Source organism: Desulfosporosinus metallidurans, assembly GCF_001936615.1.
Taxonomy (GTDB): Bacteria; Bacillota; Desulfitobacteriia; order Desulfitobacteriales; family Desulfitobacteriaceae; genus Desulfosporosinus; species Desulfosporosinus metallidurans.
On sequence record NZ_MLBF01000097.1, the window covers coordinates 1 to 7,278 of the forward strand.

A 7,278-nucleotide genomic window follows, 5' to 3' on the forward strand; every position below is an offset into this window, starting at 1 on the left:
GAGGTAGTCTTTTTGCATCGGATCGTGTAGGATCATCTGGACGCTTGTATGTTCGGATATCCCCTCTCTGAAATATCTGGCAACCGGGAATGTGAACTTTCAACCAATTTAAATATTAGAGTAGTATCTTTAATAGGATTTGTGATAAACTTATAATTATATGGAGGGATACTCTGGTATGGAAAGCATAAATTACGAAGCATTAGCGTTGGAGGAATCCGAAAAGAATGTGATCAGGGAATATGGGACTGTAGTTCATTATCCAAAAGGGCAAATTGTTTTTTCTGCAGGTGACACGGCTGACCGAATTTATTTAATCGAAGAGGGTTATGTAAAGATATATCGTCTTACTATGGATGGTCGAAAGGTGACCGTAGGAAGTATGAGGAGTCCGGGGCAGTTAATGGGTTTGGCAGAAACTTTGTATCATGGTGAGCGTACTTGCTTTGCCGGTGCCATTAACGATTCAACATTAGTAGTTGTGCGAAAAAGCTGTTTTGAGAGATTGTTAGGGCGACATCCGTCCATAGCCCTCAAAGTTGCGACAACTTTAGGTGTCAGAATGAGAGAGGCCGAAGCTATTATCCAGGAGATGGTTTCTTGGCAGGTGCCGGGTAGACTGGCCATGTTACTTTTGAAGATGTCTGAACGAACTGGAATAGAAACAGAAACAGGTACTAAAATTGCTTTGCGGTTGACGCATGAAGAATTAGCATGCATGATTGGCACGTCAAGACAAACTGTTACCTCATTACTAAACATGTTTAAACAGGAAGGCAGTATTGCCATTGAGGAGCGGGAAATGTATATTCTTGAAACGGAAAAGCTGAAAAAGTGGATTGTCTAAAGAGGCTAGCACATGGTGCTAGCCTCTTTGATTTGTGAGAGGGCAAGTAGTCCGATAATCGTCGAAACATAATGCTCAAAAAATGTAATCTAAGCGACAATTATTAGGTATGATAGACGACATAATTAAGGTCATGAATGCGACATTAAATTTATTGGAAATCTGTTAACGTATTATTGAGGGACATCAATAAACTTAATATTAGTATTCAATATCCATATTGATCAATGTGAAAGGAGGGACAATTACAAGTACTACTAAATTATAGCCTGTTAAAGATTCCAAAATGTTTACAAGCGAGGCGTTTGCAATGGAGAACTTCTCTAAACTCTTGAAATTTCTAAGAAATCCCCACAGGAAAAAAATAGAACAATTAAAGGTGCGCTATCAGGAATTGGATGATCTATCGAATGTGGCGGTAGAGATTGAGGACGCTACAGCTTATAAGTCCCTTCAAAAGGAAATGAGAGAAGTTTTTTTTGATTATCTTACAGCAGTCGTAGTCGATTCAGTTTATAAATTAGTCCCTCATGTACTTATAATTTGGGTCATTAGCCTAAAATGGCAAAGCATTACAGTCCCAATTGTTAACTGGCAGGTAAATATACTTGCGGCATATCTTCTTTCTTACCTAATAATTAATGTTAGCCAATTACTGTCAAATCCAATCAAGTCTGGGTTATCTAAGATTGGTTTTCCTGGTTTTTCTCGTTCATCTGTAGTAAATAAAATTTAATAAATGGAGGAAAATGTTATGCATTTCTCAATGGCTGGTGTAGATGCTAGTCCTATCGGTCTGATTCTATGGGGAATATTTGTCGGTTATGTATTTACATCTGTAGGTGCTGCTGGGGGTATTTTGGCAGGTGTAGGGCATATGAGTATTTTTGGACTTAAGAAAGCAAATATGGTTAAACCGATGAATCAGATTTTGACACTTGTTAGCCCTATTGTTGGTACGCCTCTATATCTTCGAGAGAAGCGAATTGTTGTACCTACCGCTGTTGCTCTTGGTTTAGGCGGTATCGTTGGTGCGTTAATAGGTTCTACTCTTTCGTCTTCCTTATTAAAAGAAATGAAGACTTTCCAACCTTACTTTGGTCTCTTCACCTTAGGTATTTCGTTACGTATTGCCTATGAGTGCACAGGCAAATTCATAAATGGTCAAAAAGATGTAAAAGCTGCCAATAATCTCTTTGCAGCAAAAGTTAAAGAACTCAAGGCCTCAGGCAAAATGAATGAAATTAAGGAAATCGGTGTTAATTTCACTAAAATTGGTATTCAAAACACATTTACCTTTGCTGGTCAAGAATTCAAGTATAGTGCTGTTACTGTCTTCATCACAGGGCTTATCGTAGCAGTTATCTCAGCCTCTCTTGGGGTTGGCGGTGGATTCCTACTGGTTCCTTTTATGACCAGCGTGATGGGATTCCCAATGTACATTGTGGCTGGGACATCGGTTCTTTCTATCTTGGTATCCTCCTCGACAAGCATTCTCAACTACGTTTCTATGGGTAGTCAAGTAGATATTAAGTTCTTAGCCTTTGAATTAATTGGTGTTGCTATTGGTACTGTAGTAGCTGCCCGAGTGTCTAAGTATATTAATGCTCGCTATATGAAAATTTTCCTTGCTATTGTCTTGTTTTACATTGGTCTGAAGTATGTGTTACTGCTAGTTGGTGTTAATATCTAAAACATTTTTAAGCTGAAGCTTATGTGATAGAGGGGGTTCTAAAATGAAATGTGCATCATGCAAAATGAAGGTTAAAAACATGTGCGATAAGGAAGGCTTTGATTGCACCGGGGGTAAGTATACGCTAGATGAATATCTTGAGGAAGAAAACAAACCTTTCCACCGATCAAGTGGTTGCTTTCAGGCTGAATATGGTAATAACCTTACTCGCCTTGATGAAGTGATTATGTTTGCAAAGAGACAGGGTTATAAGAAGATTGGTATGGCTTTCTGTATAGGCTTAGTCGATGAAGCTGCAATTCTGGAGAAAATTTTGTCTCAACATTTTGAGGTATATTCTGCGTGTTGCAAAATAGGCGGACTTAAGAAAGAAGATTATGAAATACCTAAAGTAAAAGAGGACAAAATTGAAATTATTTGCGACCCTGTTCTCCAAGCAAAAGTTTTGAATAAAGAGAAGACCGAACTTAACCTCGCAGTAGGTTTATGTGTCGGACATGATATGTTATTCAATAAGTACTCTGAGGCACCAGTTACCACTTACGCTGTTAAGGATCGTGTGTTAGGTAATAATCCCTTAGCAGTCTGTTATTCAAGCTACGTGCGTAAGAAATACATGAACAAGAAGTATGAATAACATGAAATAACTAAAAGAAATAACCTCGTCCTTCGGGATGAGGTTATCTTTTTTAACATGGCTAGTTAGTTTTTTTAAAGTTGGCAACGGGTTCCGATGAACTTGATTCAGCTATAGGGTCTAAGAAGACCAGAGTTCCCCATATTCCCAAACCACAAAATAAGAGGGGAGCAAGGCCCGGGTCTTGATAAAACACCCTCGACCAAAGGAAGCTTCCACGACCTGCTAAATCGACACTAAGGTGAAAGGCAAAGCCTAACATTGGGGCGATCATCTAGGATTGCTAATATTCCGATGCTTCCTAGGGCTACAAAGGCTAACGGAGCAAAAACAGGATTTCCGCTGGTTAAGCCAGAAAAGGATATCACATCTCCAGCCGAAGCGCCTTGGAGGTGAAATCCAAATCCAAGAATTCCTATAACAACACCGATAAAGTTAATGAGGATATTGAAGAGCTGAGTCTAACCCGGTTTGGGCCGCATGAGCAAGAGAATGGCTGAGAGTGTTGCAATAGGGGGAAAAATGATGGGGATCCATTCATAGCTTGGGAAAAAGCGATTCAGCGCGTGGGCAATAAAAACATCTAGGAAAACAATTAGGTAATTAATACTGAGATAGAACAGAATGAGTTGAGTTTTGGGTATTGAGATTTTCAGGGGATTTTTGGTTAACCATTGATAGGAAAAACGCTCCGTGATTAAGGATTTCATATGAGATTCTCCTTTTTAGAGACCTTCTCCTTTTGTCGATTTGCTGGTGTCCTGTACAGTTGTTGACGAGGCTACTCCATTGCTACGAAGTTCTGCATCTTTCTCTTTGAGCTCAGTTAAATCAATTAATTGTTCATAAATTCCTTGCCACTGTACATAATCGGGACCATTCATAAATGCTCCAAATCTGGAACGTCGTCCTTCGTGGTGCCAAATCTCAAATCCTTCGAAATCTATCGAACTTGAAAAAGGTGTTGAAGGTATTAGCCTATCATCTTTAAGTTTCTTGATAATTGTTTGAGCTGTTGCAACATTCTCATTGCCTTGCAACATATCTGGATTATCATACATTGCTGTTATGGTCGAATGGGCATGACACTCTAAACAGACTGTTTGCATATTAACACGATGCGCCTCCCAATCCACACGTTTTTCGGCTTGCGCTGGGGTAAGCTTCCAACTAAGACGTTGACCGACATCATGGGTCCCTTGAGCAGCACCGAATGAAGACATGTGGCAGATCGAGTAAGTAGGAGCATCAAAGTTTTTACTTGATAATGACCCCGGCAGGAGCATTCCAACCCCAATTGGATCCTTTATTAGCATAAATCGTGCCGTGGATGGATTCATCGTGAATTTCTTTCATGGGATGGTCTGGGCCCAGGTGACAGGACCCGCAGATTTCGGGCTTGCGAACTTGTGCTTTAGAAAAGGTGTGTCCAGCATGACATTTTGCGCAGTCGCCAAAGGTACCATCACTATTAGGTTTACCGATACTATGACATGCTTCGCAAGCCATCTTAGTAATATATGGCCCATCCATATGATAAAGGTCATTATATTTGCCTGTTGTCGAAAGCCCATAGCGCTTGAGAAGTTTATTGTGATTCATACGATCCGGTTAGACCGAAAACACCTCCTTTTCGTTGGTTGACATAAGTTAGTATTTGTATAGTGGCAGAAAATTCATCTATACTAAAATAGATCATAGAATAAATTCAACAAATAAATTTAGACAAAAGAGTTGACAATTCGGCAACCTTCAGCTATACTAAAAAAGTTCTCAAAAAAAGTGGCCCGTTGGTCAAGCGGCCTAAGACACCGCCCTTTCACGGCGGCTACACGGGTTCGAATCCCGTACGGGTCACCAAAAAAGAAAACAAGGGTGATTAGCTCAGCTGGTAGAGCGCCTGCCTTACAAGCAGGATGTCGGCAGTTCGAACCTGTCATCGCCCACCAATAAATTGATGGCCCCGTGGTGTAGTGGTTAACATGCCTGCCTGTCACGCAGGAGATCGTCGGTTCAAGTCCGATCGGGGTCGCCATACAAACAAATATTCATACCGAAATGGGTAGGTGGCCGAGTGGTTAAAGGCGACAGACTGTAAATCTGTTCCGCGAGGTACGATGGTTCGAATCCATCCCTGCCCACCATTATCGAAGTTAGATGTTCGAGGTTCGAAGTTCGGGCCGAGAACTTAACTAAAATTCGAGGAGTGCCAAGATGGTTCGAGTTTCGGACATCACACTTAGCGCCTCGGAATATTGTCGCGGGGTGGAGCAGCGGTAGCTCGTCGGGCTCATAACCCGAAGGTCGTCGGTTCAAATCCGGCCCCCGCAACCAAGGTATTGGGTCCGAGAGCAAATGCTCTGGCTTAATATAAAGATTGGGGTGTCGCCAAGTGGTAAGGCACCAGACTTTGACTCTGGCATTCGTAGGTTCGAATCCTCCCACCCCAGCCAAAACGAGCCATTAGCTCAGTCGGTAGAGCACCTGACTTTTAATCAGGGTGTCCCGCGTTCGAGTCGCGGATGGCTCACCAAGTTGTTTGCGGGTGTAACTCAGTGGTAGAGTGTCACCTTGCCAAGGTGAAAGTCGCGAGTCCGAATCTCGTCACCCGCTCCAAAATGCGCTCGTAGCCCAGCTGGATAGAGCGTCTGACTACGAATCAGAAGGCCGGGGGTTCGAATCCCTCCGAGCGCACCATTATTTAATGTAAGACCTGCCGTTGTAGCTCAGTTGGTAGAGCGTATCCTTGGTAAGGATAAGGTCACCGGTTCAATCCCGGTCAATGGCTCCAGCAAATGCGGGAGTGGCGTAATTGGCAGACGCGCACGCTTGAGGGGCGTGTGGGTAACACCGTACGGGTTCAAGTCCCGTCTTCCGCACCAGTTACAAAAGATTTGGAGAAGTACTCAAGTGGCTGAAGAGGACGGTTTGCTAAACCGTTAGGGTGGGTAACTGCCGCGAGGGTTCAAATCCCTCCTTCTCCGCCAGAATACATTCCTCGATAGCTCAATGGTGGAGCAACCGGCTGTTAACCGGTAGGTTGTAGGTTCGAGTCCTACTCGGGGAGCCATGGCAGGGTAGCCAAGTCGGTCTAAGGCAAGCGGTTCATACCCGCTCATGCGAGGGTTCGAATCCCCCCCCTGCTACCAAAACATGCGGGTGTAGCTCAATGGTAGAGCACTAGCCTTCCAAGCTAGCTACGTGAGTTCGATTCTCATCACCCGCTCCATTAAGAACAACAAACCGCACCATTTGGTGCGGTTTTTACTTTTTGCTTTTTACTATAACCTTTAGTATTTACCTTAAACTCAATTTACTTTGTCACGAGTTTGGATCAGAACGCATTGATCATGAATCACGGTGATTCCATGTTCTTCACCATTGCGAATCGCTTCCGCACTTTCGCTACCAGGTTGCATCCATACTTTGTTGATTCCAAGTTCAATACAGTCCTTAATAACTTGTTCGGTGACTTTGGGCGGAACGACAACGCTCACCGCATCGGGATTTGTGGGTAAGGCGGACAATGAAGGATAGCAAGGATCCCCGTCGATAGTCGTAAGTTTGGGATTAACTGCATAAACTGAATACCCGGCTTTTTTGAGCTGAATGTATACCTTATAGCCATACTTTGCTTGATCATTGGATACACCAATTACAGCCCAAACTTTATGACTTAAAAGTTCATTGATATCACCTGGCATCATCAAAACTCCTTTCTAAATTGATAAATAGTTTAGTTTAGTTTAGTTTAAGGCAAACGTCTTTGAATAGCAAATATGATTCATTTCAGGTCCCTAAGAATGATTTACCAATGACTTTGCGGAGTTCCCTGACTCAAAATTCTCTCTTCATTAGCTAATTAAATCCCTAGTTAGGGGTTGACGATCTTTAAGGATGTGTGGTATATTGTTAAACGTCGCTGGTGACGGAGAAAAACCAGAAGCAACGATAGGATGAGCAAAGAAGAGATATTCGTTGTTGACAACGACGCTAAAAAATGCTATTATATCTAAGCGTCATGAGATGCAATTCGCACTTAGCCATCTCGACACCCAGCCATCCGTGGCGGTGATCTAACCTCGAACATCGTGTTCGAGA

At 42.5% G+C, this 7,278-nt stretch carries 6 protein-coding genes, 15 tRNA genes and 1 pseudogene; 19 read left to right on the forward strand and 3 right to left on the reverse strand.

Going from position 1 to position 7,278, the window contains the following annotated elements; genetic code table 11:
- Nucleotides 1-178: 178 nt before the first annotated feature.
- The 4 genes from DSOL_RS24940 (at nucleotide 179) to DSOL_RS24955 (ending at nucleotide 3,177) form a co-directional block, all read left to right on the forward strand.
- Nucleotides 179-847 (forward strand): Crp/Fnr family transcriptional regulator, encoded by a 669-nt coding sequence (locus DSOL_RS24940; protein ID WP_075367429.1) that lies wholly within the window; start codon nucleotides 179-181, stop codon nucleotides 845-847.
- 310 nt (nucleotides 848-1,157) lie between these two features.
- The gene (locus tag DSOL_RS24945) at nucleotides 1,158-1,583 is read left to right on the forward strand and encodes a hypothetical protein (RefSeq protein WP_075367430.1); all 426 of its coding nucleotides are present in this window, start codon (nucleotides 1,158-1,160) and stop codon (nucleotides 1,581-1,583) included.
- An 18-nt stretch (nucleotides 1,584-1,601) separates the two neighbouring features.
- Nucleotides 1,602-2,540 carry a sulfite exporter TauE/SafE family protein gene (locus tag DSOL_RS24950; protein WP_075367431.1) on the forward strand — a complete coding sequence of 313 codons (939 nt, stop codon included), beginning with the start codon at nucleotides 1,602-1,604 and terminating at the stop codon, nucleotides 2,538-2,540.
- A 43-nt stretch (nucleotides 2,541-2,583) separates the two neighbouring features.
- On the forward strand, nucleotides 2,584-3,177 hold the full coding sequence (locus tag DSOL_RS24955) for a DUF1847 domain-containing protein (RefSeq protein WP_075367432.1): 594 nt from the start codon (nucleotides 2,584-2,586) through the stop codon (nucleotides 3,175-3,177).
- Nucleotides 3,178-3,638: 461 nt separating this feature from the next.
- Here DSOL_RS24955 and DSOL_RS29315 read toward each other — a convergent pair whose 3' ends face one another.
- Nucleotides 3,639-3,887 carry a hypothetical protein gene (locus DSOL_RS29315; protein ID WP_075367434.1) on the reverse strand — a complete coding sequence of 83 codons (249 nt, stop codon included), beginning with the start codon at nucleotides 3,885-3,887 and terminating at the stop codon, nucleotides 3,639-3,641.
- Between the two features lie 15 nt (nucleotides 3,888-3,902).
- Nucleotides 3,903-4,779: pseudogene (locus DSOL_RS27010) on the reverse strand (multiheme c-type cytochrome).
- A 182-nt stretch (nucleotides 4,780-4,961) separates the two neighbouring features.
- Here DSOL_RS27010 and DSOL_RS24980 point away from each other — a divergent pair.
- The 15 genes from DSOL_RS24980 (at nucleotide 4,962) to DSOL_RS25050 (ending at nucleotide 6,406) form a co-directional block, all read left to right on the forward strand.
- Nucleotides 4,962-5,037: transfer RNA gene (locus tag DSOL_RS24980), tRNA-Glu, on the forward strand.
- Between the two features lie 13 nt (nucleotides 5,038-5,050).
- Nucleotides 5,051-5,126: transfer RNA gene (locus tag DSOL_RS24985), tRNA-Val, on the forward strand.
- Between the two features lie 10 nt (nucleotides 5,127-5,136).
- A tRNA-Asp gene (locus tag DSOL_RS24990) sits at nucleotides 5,137-5,212 on the forward strand.
- Between the two features lie 25 nt (nucleotides 5,213-5,237).
- Nucleotides 5,238-5,321: transfer RNA gene (locus DSOL_RS24995), tRNA-Tyr, on the forward strand.
- Between the two features lie 115 nt (nucleotides 5,322-5,436).
- Nucleotides 5,437-5,511 (forward strand) — tRNA-Met (locus DSOL_RS25000).
- Between the two features lie 44 nt (nucleotides 5,512-5,555).
- Nucleotides 5,556-5,630: transfer RNA gene (locus tag DSOL_RS25005), tRNA-Gln, on the forward strand.
- 4 nt (nucleotides 5,631-5,634) lie between these two features.
- Nucleotides 5,635-5,710: transfer RNA gene (locus DSOL_RS25010), tRNA-Lys, on the forward strand.
- An 8-nt stretch (nucleotides 5,711-5,718) separates the two neighbouring features.
- Nucleotides 5,719-5,793 (forward strand) — tRNA-Gly (locus tag DSOL_RS25015).
- 4 nt (nucleotides 5,794-5,797) lie between these two features.
- Nucleotides 5,798-5,874 (forward strand) — tRNA-Arg (locus tag DSOL_RS25020).
- Between the two features lie 18 nt (nucleotides 5,875-5,892).
- A tRNA-Thr gene (locus DSOL_RS25025) sits at nucleotides 5,893-5,968 on the forward strand.
- A gap of 6 nt (nucleotides 5,969-5,974) precedes the next feature.
- Nucleotides 5,975-6,059, forward strand: a tRNA-Leu gene (locus DSOL_RS25030).
- A 14-nt stretch (nucleotides 6,060-6,073) separates the two neighbouring features.
- Nucleotides 6,074-6,164, forward strand: a tRNA-Ser gene (locus DSOL_RS25035).
- Nucleotides 6,165-6,172: 8 nt separating this feature from the next.
- Nucleotides 6,173-6,247, forward strand: a tRNA-Asn gene (locus tag DSOL_RS25040).
- A gap of 1 nt (nucleotide 6,248) precedes the next feature.
- Nucleotides 6,249-6,326: transfer RNA gene (locus tag DSOL_RS25045), tRNA-Met, on the forward strand.
- A gap of 6 nt (nucleotides 6,327-6,332) precedes the next feature.
- Nucleotides 6,333-6,406 (forward strand) — tRNA-Gly (locus tag DSOL_RS25050).
- A gap of 79 nt (nucleotides 6,407-6,485) precedes the next feature.
- Here DSOL_RS25050 and DSOL_RS25055 read toward each other — a convergent pair.
- Nucleotides 6,486-6,881, reverse strand: coding sequence for a CoA-binding protein (locus DSOL_RS25055; protein WP_075367437.1), 396 nt, complete (start codon nucleotides 6,879-6,881; stop codon nucleotides 6,486-6,488).
- Between the last annotated feature and the right edge of the window lie 397 nt (nucleotides 6,882-7,278).

Coding starts and splice junctions, on each gene's coding strand:
- DSOL_RS24940 (WP_075367429.1), top strand. CDS start 179: ATGGAAAGCATAAATTACGAAGCATTAGCGTTGGAGGAATCCGAAAAG.
- DSOL_RS24945 (WP_075367430.1), top strand. CDS start 1,158: ATGGAGAACTTCTCTAAACTCTTGAAATTTCTAAGAAATCCCCACAGG.
- DSOL_RS24950 (WP_075367431.1), top strand. CDS start 1,602: ATGCATTTCTCAATGGCTGGTGTAGATGCTAGTCCTATCGGTCTGATT.
- DSOL_RS24955 (WP_075367432.1), top strand. CDS start 2,584: ATGAAATGTGCATCATGCAAAATGAAGGTTAAAAACATGTGCGATAAG.
- DSOL_RS29315 (WP_075367434.1), bottom strand. CDS start 3,887: ATGAAATCCTTAATCACGGAGCGTTTTTCCTATCAATGGTTAACCAAA.
- DSOL_RS25055 (WP_075367437.1), bottom strand. CDS start 6,881: ATGCCAGGTGATATCAATGAACTTTTAAGTCATAAAGTTTGGGCTGTA.